The following is a 13,624-nucleotide window of genomic DNA, read 5'->3' as shown; positions in this document are numbered from 1 at the left end:
CTTATATTAGAACTGGAATAATGGATAGCCTGCCATCATTTCTTTCACTTCAGCGATAACTTCCTTGGTGATGCTTTCGTTTCCTATATTGGTCATTACTTTATCCATTAAAGCGACAATTTTTGGAATGTCATTTTCTTTTAGCCCTCGGGTTGTAATTGCTGGAGTTCCAATGCGAATTCCAGAGGTTACAAATGGAGACTCTGTATCAAACGGAACCATATTTTTGTTCACCGTAATGTGGGCTTCGTTCAATGCATTCTCAGCGTCCTTACCTGTAATTCCTTTTGAACGTAAGTCAATCAACATAGAGTGGTTGTCGGTTCCTTCAGAAATGATTTTATACCCTAGTTTTACAAATTCTTCTGCCATAATTTTTGCATTGGCAGCAACTTGTTTTTGGTAAGTTGTGAATTTAGGATCTAAAGCCTCTCCAAAAGCAACTGCTTTAGCAGCGATTACATGTTCCAATGGTCCACCCTGTGTTCCTGGGAATACTGCAGCATCTAATAATGAAGCCATTGATCTTAAGTTTCCATTCTTCCAACGGATACCGAAAGGATTGTCAAAGTTCTTTCCTAGCATAATCACTCCTCCACGTGGTCCACGTAAAGTTTTGTGAGTTGTTGAGGTAACGATATGACAGTGCTCCATTGGGTTGTTTAATAACTTTGTCGCAATCATCCCTGCTGGATGAGAAATATCAGCCAAAATTAAAGCGCCCACTTGATCGGCTACTTTTCTAATTCTTGCATAATCCCAATCTCTACTGTATGCAGAAGCACCAACAATGATCATTTTTGGTTTTACCTCTTCGGCTTTCTTTTCTAAAGCTTCGTAATCGATACGACCGGTTTCTTTGTCCACACCGTAAAAGTGAGGATTGTAAAGTTTTCCTGAAAAGTTAACAGAAGATCCGTGTGTCAGGTGGCCTCCATGAGATAAATCAAATCCTAAGATTTTGTCGCCAGGTTGTAGACATGCTAACATTACAGCAGCGTTGGCTTGAGAACCTGAATGGGGTTGTACGTTGGCCCATTCTGCGCCGAATAACTTACACAGTCTATCAATGGCTAGCTGTTCAACTTGGTCAACGATTTCGCATCCACCATAATACCTTTTTCCTGGAAGTCCTTCTGCGTATTTATTCGTTAATACTGACCCCATTGCTTCCATTACTTCTTCACTTACAAAGTTTTCAGAAGCAATCAATTCGATTCCATTGATTTGACGTTCTTTTTCAAGTCCAATTAAATCAAATATTTCCTTATCTCGTTTCATTTTATATAATTTTCAACTTTAAAATAATACACTTTTCCTTTATCGTTTGTTTTCACGGAGCGTCAAGATAAAAACTTTATTTGAAATTAACTTTGAAAGCGCTCTAATTAAACTATTTCTCTTTATATATCGTAACGCCTTATGCTGTGGAATTGATGTGAATAATATGCTTTCTCCTCATTGAAAATTCCTTTTTCATTCAAGGTGTCAATGCGAACTCTTCCATGGGCATGAATGATTTTGTGTTCTGGTAAAATAATTCCAACATGGGTTATGTTGCCCGTTTTTTCAGAGGCGAAAAAGGCCAAATCACCTGATTTTTGCTCATCAAAGTGAATAGGTGACCCTTGTAAAACTTGCTGAGAAGCATCACGATTCAAGCGGTATCCGATTTGATGATAAACCGTTTGACTAAATCCTGAGCAATCTATTCCAAAAGGTGTACGTCCTCCCCAAAGGTAAGGTGCATTCAGGTATGATTTCGCCAGTTCAATGATGTCTTTGCTGTATTGCTTTGGTTCTGAGTCAATCCATTTGAATTGATAACCATCAATTGTGAAATTTTTTGATGGCGATAAAATTGGAGAACCTTTAAGTATTGTTTGAATTCCCCAAGGAGTTTCTAGTTTTAATGCTGCTTCTTGCTGGTATTGTGAGGGTGGATGCAATAGGAAAGAACTATTGTCCGATAGTTCAAGCACTTGTTTATGGTCTATCCAACCCACATATTGATCGTGAGCGATTTCAACTTTAATCCATTGATTTTGAATCTCTAAGTATTCTATTTTTTCCCCAAATAAGAGTTGTGTAACGATTTCGGAAGTGTCATCAGGTTTGGCTCTTACAGGAATAACGGATAGACCGCAAATTGCTATGGCACCAGTTTTCATTTCTTTTTTGGGAAATTTGGATGTTCTAAAATGTTTTTGACTTGTTGTATGTGTCGTTCATTGTGGTATATGACAAACATTAAGGCGTCACCAAGTCTTAATCTCACAATCTTGCTGATTGAAATAGGAACTTTTACCTTTTTTAAATTTACATTTTCAGCCTGCTCAAGAATAGTAATCAATTCTTCTTGGTGTTTTATAAAGTTTATTACAGCTGAATGATCGATTAATTCAGGGCTTAATGTTGGATTTAAGTTTCTTGGGGCTCTAAATTTACGTTTAACGTTGTTTAATCGACCCAGTTGCATTGAACGCCATGCACTTCTACCCAAAGGAGAAGGTACAAAATGTTCTTTTACGTTTTTAAACTTGGTATTTTGAATCTTATCCAGAAAAACCTGATGATAATAAGTAGAATAACTATTGAGGTGAGATAAGACTTCTTGAATATTCCATGCGTCTTTACTTGGTCGCCAAGTGATTTGATTTTCTCCTAAATGGGTACATTTTTTAGAGATCAATGAAATATTAGCATGCGTTATATTCCTTAAGTTTAATAATAATTCATCTGATAAAAATCCCTTCATAGTCATATGCTTAAGCAGGTCAAAAATAACACCATTTCCGGTAGTCTCCAATAAAATACTGGATAAATTATGCTTTTAAAATAAGGATAGGTTTTTAGAATAAAACAACTTTGATAATTAATTGTTTTACAGGTGTTTATGCGGTAATATTTATGACTTTAAATATTCATGAATTTCCTTAGAAAAGGAAGGGAGGTAAATTTCGAATGGTTTATGATATAAAATTTAAAGTTTAGGCTTACCTTTACTACGAAAACAAAAGCAAAATTTGTATTGTTAAAATACAAAATATGCACTTTAATTTTATTTAAAATGGCAAACGTAAGAGATTTAAAAAGAAGCATCAACGGGATGATTTATGATGTAGTAGACGAGTGCTACAGTATTCAATTGTATAATGCTTCAAAAACTGAAGAGTCTGACGCTTTTATCGATGACGCAGCAGATTTCCAAGAGGAAATAATGTCAGAAATTAAGAAAGCAAAAGGAAAAAAAGACTTTAAAGCAATCGTTGAAAAAGTTGAGAAAACACAAGAAGAATGGGTTAAGCGTTTAAACAAAATGCAATAATCCATAGCTTATTTTTAGGTACTGAACCATCATTTCTCTTGAGCAGAGGAGTGGTGGTTTTTTTGTAAAATAAAGTTCAATTCATAGGTAATGCTTATACAATTCAAGGATGGATAAAACCCGTAAAATGGTTAAGAAATAGATGTAGAGGCAACGATGCCCCTGGGTGCCCAAGCATTAGTACTGTTGATAACAGCAAGAAAAAAGGAACAGTAAACGGAGCAGCGGTAGTTGGATTGTAAAATATTTGTACTTTTAGATGTTAGAATTTGATTTTCAGACTACCCCGAGATAAACCATAGAGTATCACCTCTTGTAATAACTAGGTAGCACTGGGAGTACTTCTGGACCGCTTGATAAAACAAAATATTTTTATTATAAATGATGAATAAAAAGTTTAATAAGAGGATTTTTATGTTAATAGGAATCTTTTGTACCGCGTTAGTTCCTATACTTAATATAGAATATCCTTTCGCTCTTTTGATTATAGGTGTTTCTGGTGTGTTGACTTCAATATCATTGATATATGAACTCGGTAATGAATGGGTTAATTTTTTACTAATTGTGTTCTTACCTTTATTTGTTGTTGAATGGATTGGAGGAATTGAGTTGAGTTATCAAAATTTACGACTTTTTTTAGTTGTTTTTGTATACCAGAATATTCTTGTTTATTTTGGATTGGCTATAAAATCCTTATCAGATAGTAGACATTAGTTGTTAGACAAAAAGTCTAATGTCTACTATCTATTTTTTCACACTCTATTCAACCTTTGGCGTGAACCAAATTTATTGAAAAATAGAATATTTCTTTAAAAGCATTTGTTGTGAGCTATAAACGCTTGTTTTTCCCGAAACGAGATAAGCTACGTATGTAGACATTCCGAAGAATAATATTCCGTTAAGACCGAACATTTCAAGACCAATTATTATACTTGCGATAGGGGTGTTTGTCGCTGCTCCGAAGACTGCAATGAATCCCATTCCAGCCAATAAATCTAAGGGCAGTGGGATGAATAAAAACAAAAGATTTCCTAAGGTTGCTCCAATAAAAAATAGGGGAGTTGCTTCTCCACCTTTAAATCCTGCTCCCAAGGTTAATGCCGTGAGCAAAAGTTTAATCATAAATGTTTCGCTGTTCAATGGAGTTGAAAATGCGGATTGAATTACAGGCACTCCAAGTCCTAAATATTGGTTGATGTCAAAGACTAAGAACAGTCCTAGAATGATCATTCCTCCAAGCATCGGACGCAGGTATGGAATTTTGACATGTGAGAAGAGTTTGGTGAAATAATGTTTGGACTGAATAAATAGATAGGACGCAATTCCAAATGCTAATCCTGAGATTACTGTGTAGAACAAGAGTTGGAATGATAAGTCTGGAAAACTTGTTAATGCATATTGCGAATGAGAAACACCCCAAGCTAAACATGAGTAGTGAGCAATAAATGAAGCAACAATTGTCCAAAAGGCATTTTTCCAATGAATTGATTTATCCTTGGCCAATTCAAAAGCAAAAACAGCTCCTGCCAATGGTGTTCCAAAAACTCCTGCAAATCCAGCTGCGACGCCCATTCTAAGTAAGCGCTTTCTGTTGTTTTTTGTCCATTTAAAAAACTGCGTCATGGCATCACCAACCGCGCCACCCATTTGAACGGCTGTTCCTTCTCGTCCAGCTGAACCTCCAAATAGATGCGTGATGAGTGTTCCAAAAAACACCAAAGGAATGATTTTCCAATGGATATGCTTTTTGGGTTTGTGCATTTCTTGAATCAACAGATTGTTGCCACCCTCAACATGCTTTGCACCGAAATAATACATTAATCCAATCGCTAATCCAGCCAGCGGTAAAAAGTAAACGAATAGCACATGTGACGTTCTTTGTTGCGTTACAATGTCCAGGCTAACTAAAAACAAGGCAGAAATACTTCCCGCAAGGAAAGCTACTATTATCGTAACCAAAAGCCACTTAAAAAAGAGTGTATATGTCGACTTCATTTAATCTACAGTTAATGTAATTAATTCACAGAAGTCATCAGTCAAAAATTGACGGTTTAGGGCAGACATCATTACCAATGTTTAGGCAAAAGTAGTTGTTTTATTGAGTTTTTTGAAGATTCTTTAAGTTTTTATATTTTCTCAGAAAACATCGAGATAAAACCTTGAGGTATTATGGAAATCCCTCGGCTCCCACAAGACTTAGCGCAGCTTCACATGGCCTTGGATTTTCATACATAAATTACCCTCGGCTGTCGCGAGATTTAGCGCAGCTTCTCGTGGCTTTAGTTCTCCAAACACAGCCCTCAACCTCAAAAGAACCTACCCTTTCTTCACTTCAACCAATTTCTGCAAGCGATACATTTCATCTCTTAACCGTGCGGCTTCCATAAAATCAAGGTCTTTGGCTGCTTTTTTCATTTGACGTTCAGCGTTTTTTAAACTTTTCTCTAACTCCGTAGCGCTCATGTATTGCTCAACTGGATCTGCTGCAATTGTACGGTTGTCTTCTTCTTCTGTTCGGTAATGGAATGCGTTTTCGTTGGTTTTGTTCAATGCTGTTGGAACGATTCCATGCTCCTCGTTGTAGGCGATTTGAATTGCTCTTCTTCTATAGGTTTCGTCAATCGTGCGCTCCATGGATTTGGTTATTTTATCGGCATACATAATCACCATTCCATTCACATTTCGAGCTGCTCGACCAACCGTTTGAACCAGTGAACGCTCATTTCTCAAGAATCCTTCTTTGTCTGCATCCAAAATAGCGACTAGACTCACTTCTGGTAAATCCAAACCTTCACGAAGTAAATTTACGCCTATTAAAACATCAAAGTCTCCCTGTCGTAATTGTTGGAGAATCTCAACACGCTCTAAAGTATCAACTTCACTGTGAATATAGCGACATAAAATCCCCATACGGTCAAGGTACTTTTGTAATTCCTCTGCCATTCGCTTGGTGAGTGTCGTAACTAGTGTTCTTTCTTTTAATTCTATTCGTTTCTGAATCTCTTCGATTAAATCGTCAATCTGGTTTAAACTTGGACGAACATCAATTTCAGGATCCAATAATCCCGTAGGACGAATGACTTGCTCTACAACAACACCATCCGATTTTTCAATCTCAAAGTCAGCTGGAGTTGCACTCACGTATATCGTTTGATTCACAATCGATTCGAATTCTTCAAATTTCAAAGGTCGATTGTCCATCGCAGCTTGTAAACGGAATCCATATTCAACCAAATTGATCTTTCTCGCTCTATCTCCACCGTACATGGCTCTAATTTGTGGTAAAGTCACGTGACTTTCATCCACCACCATTAAGAAATCGTCAGGAAAATAATCCAACAAACAGAAAGGTCGAGAACCAGGGAGACGCTTATCGAAATAGCGAGAGTAATTTTCAATGCCTTGACAATAACCTAATTCTCGAATCATTTCAAGGTCATATTCCGTCCGTTCGAGTAAGCGTTTTGCTTCAACGTGTTTACCTTCTTCTTTAAACTTCTCCACTTGCAGCACCATATCATCTTGAATGGACTCAATGGCTGCTTTTGTGGTTTCTGGAGAACTTACAAAGATATTCGCAGGATAAATATTGATGGAGGTCAACTCACTTAACTTGTCGTTATTCTCAGGGTCAATGGTGTAAATCCCTTCAATTTCATCACCCCAAAATTCAATACGCAGTGCGTAATCAGCATAGGCAAGGTAAATATCAACAGTATCACCGGTCACCCGAAAAGTTCCTCTTTTAAATTCATCTCCAGCACGAGAGTATAAGTTCTCAACCAACTTAAATAAGAATTTATTTCTGAGAATTTCGTCTCCCACACTTACCGGAATAATGCTCTTTTCAAATTCATTTGGATTTCCGATACCATAAATACACGAAACAGAGGATACTACAATCACATCTCTTCGTCCTGAAAGTAGGGCAGAAGTAGCAGAAAGTCGTAGCTTTTCAATTTCATCATTAATTGCTAAATCTTTTTCAATAAATGTGTCTGTTATGGGTAAATAAGCTTCTGGTTGATAATAATCGTAATATGACACGAAATATTCCACCGCATTTTCAGGGAAAAACTGTTTGAATTCATTGTAGAGTTGCGCAGCCAGGGTTTTGTTGTGGGAAAGTACCAAGGTAGGACGATTCACATTTTTGATGACATTGGCCACTGTGAAGGTCTTACCACTTCCAGTTACACCTAATAAGGTTTGATGTTGGGTATCGTTTTCAACTCCAGCTGTTAATTCTTTAATGGCTTGAGGTTGATCACCCATGGGCTCAAAAGGGGAAACGAGTTTAAATTCCATGTTACAAAGTTAACTATTTTGTAGTTCTTAGAGGGATAGTTCAAGCGCTTTAAAATGAGTGTTTTTATTTTGATAGCGTATGAGGTGATTTCTCGGTACTGCGCTTTTCCGAAATGAAATGGTGAAGGATCAGAAGTTCAGAAAAATACAAAAGTGTAAATGACCGTCTTTATTAACCCCGAATAGCGTTAAATCCATGAATTCTTGTGTGTCTCGGTTGGCTTCTAAAAATCTCAACATCTATTGGTCAACTATTTTGATTATCATTAATATATTTCTCATTCGAACATATGGTGCTTTTAGTTTATAGAGCTCCAGTTTTTGAATAGCTAACTTTCTATTGTAAAGTATTTGTCTTGAAATCGATCACTTATAAGGAGAATGTTTTGTGGTTGAATAAGTACCGTAAAAACATTCAAAAATTGGCTTTTTCACAATATTCCTCAATAATTTCGTTAATCTTCTTTAAAAATTGCTTTCAAGCCATAAAAATTATACTTTTGCACGGATGAAAATTATTACACAAATACTATCCATATCCTTTCTGCTGCTAATGATCACTTCATGTAGCGATTTCCAGAAGGTGGTGAAAGGGGATGATTACGAAGAGAAGTTCTTACAGGCCAATCGCTTTTATGACAATGGGAGTTATACAAAAGCCTTGACTTTGTATGAACAGATTTACCAACGTTTTCCGAATACTGATAAAGGACAAGTATCGTATTACAGAATAGCCAAATCTTATTTCGCAGAAAAAGACTATTACATGGCGGGATATTATTTTAATCAGTTTGCAATACGCTATCCAACAAGTGAAAATGCAGAAGAAGCATTGTTCATGACGGCCATCTGTTCTGTGAAAAATAGTCCAAATGCATCTCTAGATCAAGAGGAAACAGAATTGGCATTGAATGATTTACAGATGTTTGTACAGCGTTATCCTCAAAGTGAGTTAATCGATTCCTGTAACAGAACAATGGACAGGTTACGTTATAAGTTGGAAAAGAAAAGATTCGAAGCGGTTCAATTGTATGATAAAATGGAGCAAAATAGAGCGGCTGTAGCTTCGTCGAAGTCTTTTTTAGATGAATATCCACGTTCTGTGTTTTTAGAAGAAGCAGCTTTGATTCAGTTTCAGAATGCTTACAGCTTGGCCATGAAAAGTGTGTTGAGTAAAAAGAAAGAGCGTATCGAAAACGCAATGGAATTATACGCTAAATACAGTTATCTTTTTGAAGACGAAAGTTACGCCAATAGAACAAGAAGGTATAATGATAACCTAGCCAATGAGCTGATTTTTGTTGCGGAACAATATGAATATAACGATATCGCAGAAGCATATGCTTTATCAAACTCATCTTCAGAACAGAAAAAAGTTTATTATCTCGAGGAAACAATCAAAAGATTTGATAACTTTGCCAAAAAGTATCCAAATTCGACTTTGCTTGAGAAAGCAAGGGTTTTTCACAGAAAAGCAGAAAAGGAATTAACCAATAGTTAATAATAATATATAAATATGAGCTTTAAAAATAGTAGAGCAGAGCGCACAACAATTACACGTGATACTGTTGATTTAGAAAAAGGAACAGGAAATATTTACGAATCTATTGTTATTCTTTCAAAAAGAGCGAATCAAATTAATGTTGATTTGAAAGAAGAATTAACACAAAAGTTACAAGAATTTGCATCTACTACAGATAATCTTGAAGAGATTTTTGAAAATAGAGAGCAAATAGAAATTTCACGTTTTTATGAGCGTTTGCCTAAGCCAACTGCTATGGCAATAGATGAATACGAAAGAGACCAAATTTACCTTCGTCAAATCGAAGAGTAGTAGACTGGTGATGTTAAAAGGAAAACGCATTGTTATCGGTATTACTGGTGGAATTGCAGCATATAAAATTGCTTTCCTTATAAGAATTTTGAAAAGTAAAGGGGCAGAAGTTAAATGTATTTTAACTCCTGCCTCTTCTGATTTTATTACGCCGCTGACCGTCTCTACTTTGTCCCAAAATCCAGCCTACATTAACTTTTGGAATAAAGAAAATGGTGCTTGGACAAATCACGTTGAATTAGGAGCTTGGGGAGACTTGATGCTTATCGCTCCATTGACGGCTAATACTTTGGCTAAAATAGCGAATGGGTTTTGTGATAATTTATTGACCGCTACCTATCTTTCTGCAAAGTGTCCTGTTATGGTTGCTCCTGCAATGGATTTGGATATGTACGACCATTTCACAACCCATGAAAATCTAAAAGCAATTGAAAAACATGGAATCAAGGTTATTCCCGCTGAAGATGGCTTCTTAGCTAGTGGATTAATTGGAAAAGGACGTATGGCCGAACCCGAAACAATTGCTGAGGAAATTGAACGCTTTTTTGTCAATGAACTTTCTATGAAAGGACAAAGAGTGTTGATTACTGCCGGACCTACTTATGAAGCCATAGATCCTGTTCGATTTATTGGGAATCATTCGAGTGGAAAAATGGGCTTCGCATTGGCAGAAAATTGCTTGGAAAGAGGAGCAGAAGTTGTCCTAATTACTGGCCCAACCCAATGTGAACTTAATCACCAAAATTTAACGAGAATAGATATACGAACTGCCGAAGAAATGCTAGCAGCAGCGCAAAAGCATTTTCCTGATTGTTCAGGGGGAATATTTGCAGCAGCAGTTTCAGATTATAGACCTAAAGAAATTGCCGATCAAAAGATTAAAAAATCGGATGATGAAATGCATATTGAAATGGTTAAAAATCCTGATGTTTTGCAAACAATTGGGAAGACAAAAGCTGACCACCAATGGCTGGTAGGATTTGCTTTGGAAACCAATGACGCAATAAAACACGGTGCCGGTAAATTGAAAAAGAAAAACCTTGATTTGATTGTAATTAACACACTAGAAGATGAAGGCGCAGGCTTTGGACATGATACAAATAAAATAACACTGTTGGACTTCAACAATAAAACCACTAAATTTGAGTTATCTTCAAAGAAAGTAGTTGCCAACAACATATTAGATTATCTATTGACATTAAAGAAATGAAAAGTATTCTCTTCATCGTTACCCTATTATTTACGACCTACCTTTCCGCTCAAGAGCTGAATTGTCAAGTCAACGTCCAGTCTAATCCTGCATTAGATATTTCAACCACGGAGAAGGAAATCCTAAGTGAATTAGAACAAGCTGTGTTTGAAATCATGAACAATACTTCGTGGACCAAAGATGAATTTGCAGTCGAAGAGAGAATTAATTGTGTGTTTCAAATATCTATTACAGAGGTTTTAGGAAATGGTTCTTTCAAAGCATCGGTTCAGGTGCAGGCAACACGTCCAGTTTACAATACGACTTACAATACAACTTTACTAAATTTCCTTGACGAAGATGTTCAATTTACATTTAGAAGAGGAGCTAAAATTGTGTATTCAGACAATCAATTTACCGATAACTTATCTTCAGTTATGGCATTTTACGCCTACTATATCATTGGTTTAGATGGTGATTCTTTCGCTATGAAAGGAGGTGATCCCTACCTGAAAAAAGCACAAGATATCGTTTTACTAGCGCAAAGCAGTATGATTCCTGGATGGCGTGCTGATGAACGAGGAAGAAGAAATAGATATTGGTTGATTGAAAATACAATGCAAGAACTGTTCAACCCTTTGAGGGAGTGTTTTTATGACTACCATAGAAAAGGGCTTGATAATATGTATAGTGATCAAAACCTCGCGAGAACAGAAATTCAGTCTGCTTTGCAAAAACTATTGGCTGTGAATAGTTCTCGCCCTGGTTCAGTGACTGTTCTTAATTTTTTAAATGCCAAAAGACAAGAGTTGTCTGGAATCTATAAAGATGCAGACCGTAAGCAACAGGTGGATGTTGTAAATATGCTTAAAAGATTAGATCCGACAAATGCATCTAAGTACCAAGAAATCTTACAATAATGCTTAATCGTTTATCTGTTAATAATTTTGCGTTAATCGAAAACGCAGAGCTTGACCTAAACAATGGTTTTACTGTTATTACAGGAGAAACTGGTTCTGGAAAGTCAATTCTTCTTGGAGCCTTAAAATTGATTTTGGGTGAACGTGCAGATTACGCTGTCATCCGTGACCAAGAAAAGAAAACAATTGTTGAAGCGGCTTTCACGATCTCTGGTGATCATTTCGCTCGTTTTTTTAAAACGCACGACCTCGATTTAGAAAATGAGACCATCATTAGAAGAGAAATTAATTCGAAAGGGAAGTCTCGTGCGTTTATTAATGACACTCCAGTTCAGCTTGCTGTATTGAAAGAATTGTCTGAACGTTTAATTCATATTCATTCTCAACACCATACTTTAGAATTAAAAAACAAAAGTTTTCAGCGCTCTATTCTTGACGTTATCGCAGGAAATGAAAAAGCTTTAGCTAACTTAAAATCTTTATATTCAAAAGCTAAAGAATTAACTAGAGAAATAAAATCACTGGAAGAAAATAAATCTCAGTTGGCCCTTGAGCATGAGTTCAATAGTTTTCAATTAGAAGAGTTGAGTAAACTTCAATTGGAGACCTTGGATTATGAAAATATAGAGAAAGAGGTTGAACGTGGAGAGCAGTTTGAAGAAATTAAGGCAGCGTATCAATTAATTGCTCATGTGATTAATGCCGATGATGGTGTATTAAACTCTTTGAATACTGTGTTGAAAACAGCCAGCGTAAAAGATGAACAAATTCAAGAATTGTTGGAAAGAATTCGTTCTGTTCAAATAGAATTGAAGGATATTGGTGCAATTGCAGAAGATGACCTTTCGGACCTAACACTCGAGCCTGAAGAATTGACCCGTCACATCAACCATTTGGATGCATTTAATTCGGCCTTGCGCAAGCATAACCTTTCTTCTCAAGAAGAATTGAAAGATCTTTTTGATCATTTATCAAAAGAAATCAATGATTCAAGTCAGATTGATGAAAAGATTACGGAAAAGAAATTTGAGTTAGAACAACTTGAAAAGAAAGCCAAAGTGATTGCAGGTGAGCTTTCAGACAAAAGAAAGAAATCTGCAAAAACCATCGAAAAACAAGTTGCTGAATTATTGAATCAATTAAAGTTAGAAGGCGCAAAAATTCAATTTGACTTTCAAGCAATGGAACTGAGTGAACATGGAATTGATGATATTACGCTGTATTTTGCTCCCAATAAAGGAATGTCTCCTCAAGTGATTGAAAAATCGGCATCTGGAGGTGAATTATCACGCCTAATGTTGGTTGTACAATTTCTACTTTCTCAAAAACAACAATTACCTACAGTAATATTTGATGAAATCGACACTGGAGTATCTGGTGTAGTGGCTCAAAAAATTGGAGAACATTTGAAAAAAATGGGAGACACTATGCAATTGATGGCCATTACACACTTGCCTCAAGTTGCGAGTAAAGGAACTCATCATATTTTGGTAAAGAAAGAAAATGATAAAGGATTTACAAAAACATATTTAAAACCACTAAATAATGAAGAGCGAATTGAGGAAATCGCCAAATTGATGAGTGGAAGTATTATAAATGATGCCGCATTGTTAAACGCTAAAAACTTAATGAATGAGTGATAAGAAAATTATATTGATTGGTCTAATTTTTATCCTCCTGGGAATTGTTCTCGGAGCGATGGGAGCTCATTATTTAGAAACCATTGGAATTTCTGAAGAGAAAATCAATAGTTTTAGTGTTGGGAATACTTATTTGTTTTACAATGGATTAGGATTATTAGTGATTGCTTCACTTTCAGAGAAGTTTGATTTTGAATTAATTGCCCCTTTTAGGTCAATCGTTTGGGGAACTATTTTGTTTTCAGGATCAATTTTTAGTTTGGTTTTACTTCCTGTCATAGGTATAGACATTAATAAATTTTTAGGTCCAATAACACCAATAGGTGGTGTTGTGATGATTTTTGGGTGGTTAGTATTGTTAATTAAGCACTTGGCTACCTATAAAACATAATATTTCACGCTATA

The 13,624-nt window shown here is 36.0% G+C and carries 12 protein-coding genes and 1 riboswitch; of the genes, 7 read left to right on the top strand and 5 right to left on the bottom strand.

What is annotated here, in order from left to right; genetic code table 11:
• Positions 1-6 precede the first annotated feature (6 nt).
• The 3 genes from glyA to ACN0U3_RS05690 all read right to left on the bottom strand — a co-directional run bounded on the left by glyA (position 7) and on the right by ACN0U3_RS05690 (position 2,758).
• Positions 7-1,281 carry a serine hydroxymethyltransferase gene (gene glyA / locus ACN0U3_RS05700; RefSeq protein ID WP_417265476.1) on the bottom strand — a complete coding sequence of 425 codons (1,275 nt, stop codon included), beginning with the start codon at positions 1,279-1,281 and terminating at the stop codon, positions 7-9.
• Between the two features lie 122 nt (positions 1,282-1,403).
• Positions 1,404-2,171, bottom strand: coding sequence for a C40 family peptidase (locus ACN0U3_RS05695; protein WP_417265475.1), 768 nt, complete (start codon positions 2,169-2,171; stop codon positions 1,404-1,406).
• A complete protein-coding gene (locus ACN0U3_RS05690; RefSeq protein ID WP_299205690.1) occupies positions 2,168-2,758 on the bottom strand; it encodes a DinB family protein in 591 nt (196 codons plus the stop codon). Before ACN0U3_RS05690 ends, ACN0U3_RS05695 begins: the two co-directional genes overlap by 4 nt.
• Before the next feature lie 312 nt (positions 2,759-3,070).
• Between ACN0U3_RS05690 and ACN0U3_RS05685 the strand changes: the two genes are divergently transcribed.
• Positions 3,071-3,328, top strand: coding sequence for a hypothetical protein (locus tag ACN0U3_RS05685; protein ID WP_299205689.1), 258 nt, complete (start codon positions 3,071-3,073; stop codon positions 3,326-3,328).
• A 786-nt stretch (positions 3,329-4,114) separates the two neighbouring features.
• Here the strand turns inward: ACN0U3_RS05685 and ACN0U3_RS05680 are convergent.
• A complete protein-coding gene (locus tag ACN0U3_RS05680; protein ID WP_417265474.1) occupies positions 4,115-5,323 on the bottom strand; it encodes a chloride channel protein in 1,209 nt (402 codons plus the stop codon).
• A 21-nt stretch (positions 5,324-5,344) separates the two neighbouring features.
• Positions 5,345-5,408, bottom strand: a riboswitch (Fluoride riboswitch).
• A gap of 236 nt (positions 5,409-5,644) precedes the next feature.
• Positions 5,645-7,636: an excinuclease ABC subunit UvrB gene (uvrB, locus tag ACN0U3_RS05675; RefSeq protein ID WP_417265473.1), complete on the bottom strand. Its 1,992-nt coding sequence runs from the start codon at positions 7,634-7,636 to the stop codon at positions 5,645-5,647.
• A 508-nt stretch (positions 7,637-8,144) separates the two neighbouring features.
• Between uvrB and ACN0U3_RS05670 the strand changes: the two genes are divergently transcribed.
• From ACN0U3_RS05670 to ACN0U3_RS05645, 6 genes are read left to right on the top strand one after another with little or no spacing between them, the layout of a single operon-like run.
• Positions 8,145-9,137, top strand: a complete 993-nt coding sequence (locus tag ACN0U3_RS05670) for an outer membrane protein assembly factor BamD (RefSeq protein ID WP_299205679.1) — start codon at positions 8,145-8,147, stop codon at positions 9,135-9,137.
• A gap of 15 nt (positions 9,138-9,152) precedes the next feature.
• Positions 9,153-9,470: a DNA-directed RNA polymerase subunit omega gene (locus ACN0U3_RS05665; RefSeq protein ID WP_299205677.1), complete on the top strand. Its 318-nt coding sequence runs from the start codon at positions 9,153-9,155 to the stop codon at positions 9,468-9,470.
• Between the two features lie 4 nt (positions 9,471-9,474).
• Positions 9,475-10,680, top strand: a complete 1,206-nt coding sequence (coaBC, locus tag ACN0U3_RS05660) for a bifunctional phosphopantothenoylcysteine decarboxylase/phosphopantothenate--cysteine ligase CoaBC (protein WP_299205727.1) — start codon at positions 9,475-9,477, stop codon at positions 10,678-10,680.
• Positions 10,677-11,579 (top strand): DUF4835 family protein, encoded by a 903-nt coding sequence (locus tag ACN0U3_RS05655; protein WP_299205675.1) that lies wholly within the window; start codon positions 10,677-10,679, stop codon positions 11,577-11,579. Before coaBC ends, ACN0U3_RS05655 begins: the two co-directional genes overlap by 4 nt.
• The gene (recN, locus tag ACN0U3_RS05650) at positions 11,579-13,219 is read left to right on the top strand and encodes a DNA repair protein RecN (protein WP_417265472.1); all 1,641 of its coding nucleotides are present in this window, start codon (positions 11,579-11,581) and stop codon (positions 13,217-13,219) included. Before ACN0U3_RS05655 ends, recN begins: the two co-directional genes overlap by 1 nt.
• A complete protein-coding gene (locus ACN0U3_RS05645) occupies positions 13,212-13,610 on the top strand; it encodes a DUF423 domain-containing protein (protein WP_417265471.1) in 399 nt (132 codons plus the stop codon). The genes recN and ACN0U3_RS05645 overlap by 8 nt, the downstream gene beginning before the upstream one ends.
• Positions 13,611-13,624 lie beyond the last annotated feature (14 nt).

Origin of the sequence: Brumimicrobium sp., from assembly GCF_048268645.1 — a bacterium.
Lineage (GTDB): Bacteria > Bacteroidota > Bacteroidia > Flavobacteriales_D > Crocinitomicaceae > Brumimicrobium > Brumimicrobium ulvae.
This window is presented reverse-complemented; position numbering and strand designations above follow the sequence as displayed.

Coding starts and splice junctions, on each gene's coding strand:
- glyA (WP_417265476.1), bottom strand. CDS start 1,281: ATGAAACGAGATAAGGAAATATTTGATTTAATTGGACTTGAAAAAGAA.
- ACN0U3_RS05695 (WP_417265475.1), bottom strand. CDS start 2,171: ATGAAAACTGGTGCCATAGCAATTTGCGGTCTATCCGTTATTCCTGTA.
- ACN0U3_RS05690 (WP_299205690.1), bottom strand. CDS start 2,758: ATGAAGGGATTTTTATCAGATGAATTATTATTAAACTTAAGGAATATA.
- ACN0U3_RS05685 (WP_299205689.1), top strand. CDS start 3,071: ATGGCAAACGTAAGAGATTTAAAAAGAAGCATCAACGGGATGATTTAT.
- ACN0U3_RS05680 (WP_417265474.1), bottom strand. CDS start 5,323: ATGAAGTCGACATATACACTCTTTTTTAAGTGGCTTTTGGTTACGATA.
- uvrB (WP_417265473.1), bottom strand. CDS start 7,636: ATGGAATTTAAACTCGTTTCCCCTTTTGAGCCCATGGGTGATCAACCT.
- ACN0U3_RS05670 (WP_299205679.1), top strand. CDS start 8,145: ATGAAAATTATTACACAAATACTATCCATATCCTTTCTGCTGCTAATG.
- ACN0U3_RS05665 (WP_299205677.1), top strand. CDS start 9,153: ATGAGCTTTAAAAATAGTAGAGCAGAGCGCACAACAATTACACGTGAT.
- ACN0U3_RS05655 (WP_299205675.1), top strand. CDS start 10,677: ATGAAAAGTATTCTCTTCATCGTTACCCTATTATTTACGACCTACCTT.
- recN (WP_417265472.1), top strand. CDS start 11,579: ATGCTTAATCGTTTATCTGTTAATAATTTTGCGTTAATCGAAAACGCA.
- ACN0U3_RS05645 (WP_417265471.1), top strand. CDS start 13,212: ATGAGTGATAAGAAAATTATATTGATTGGTCTAATTTTTATCCTCCTG.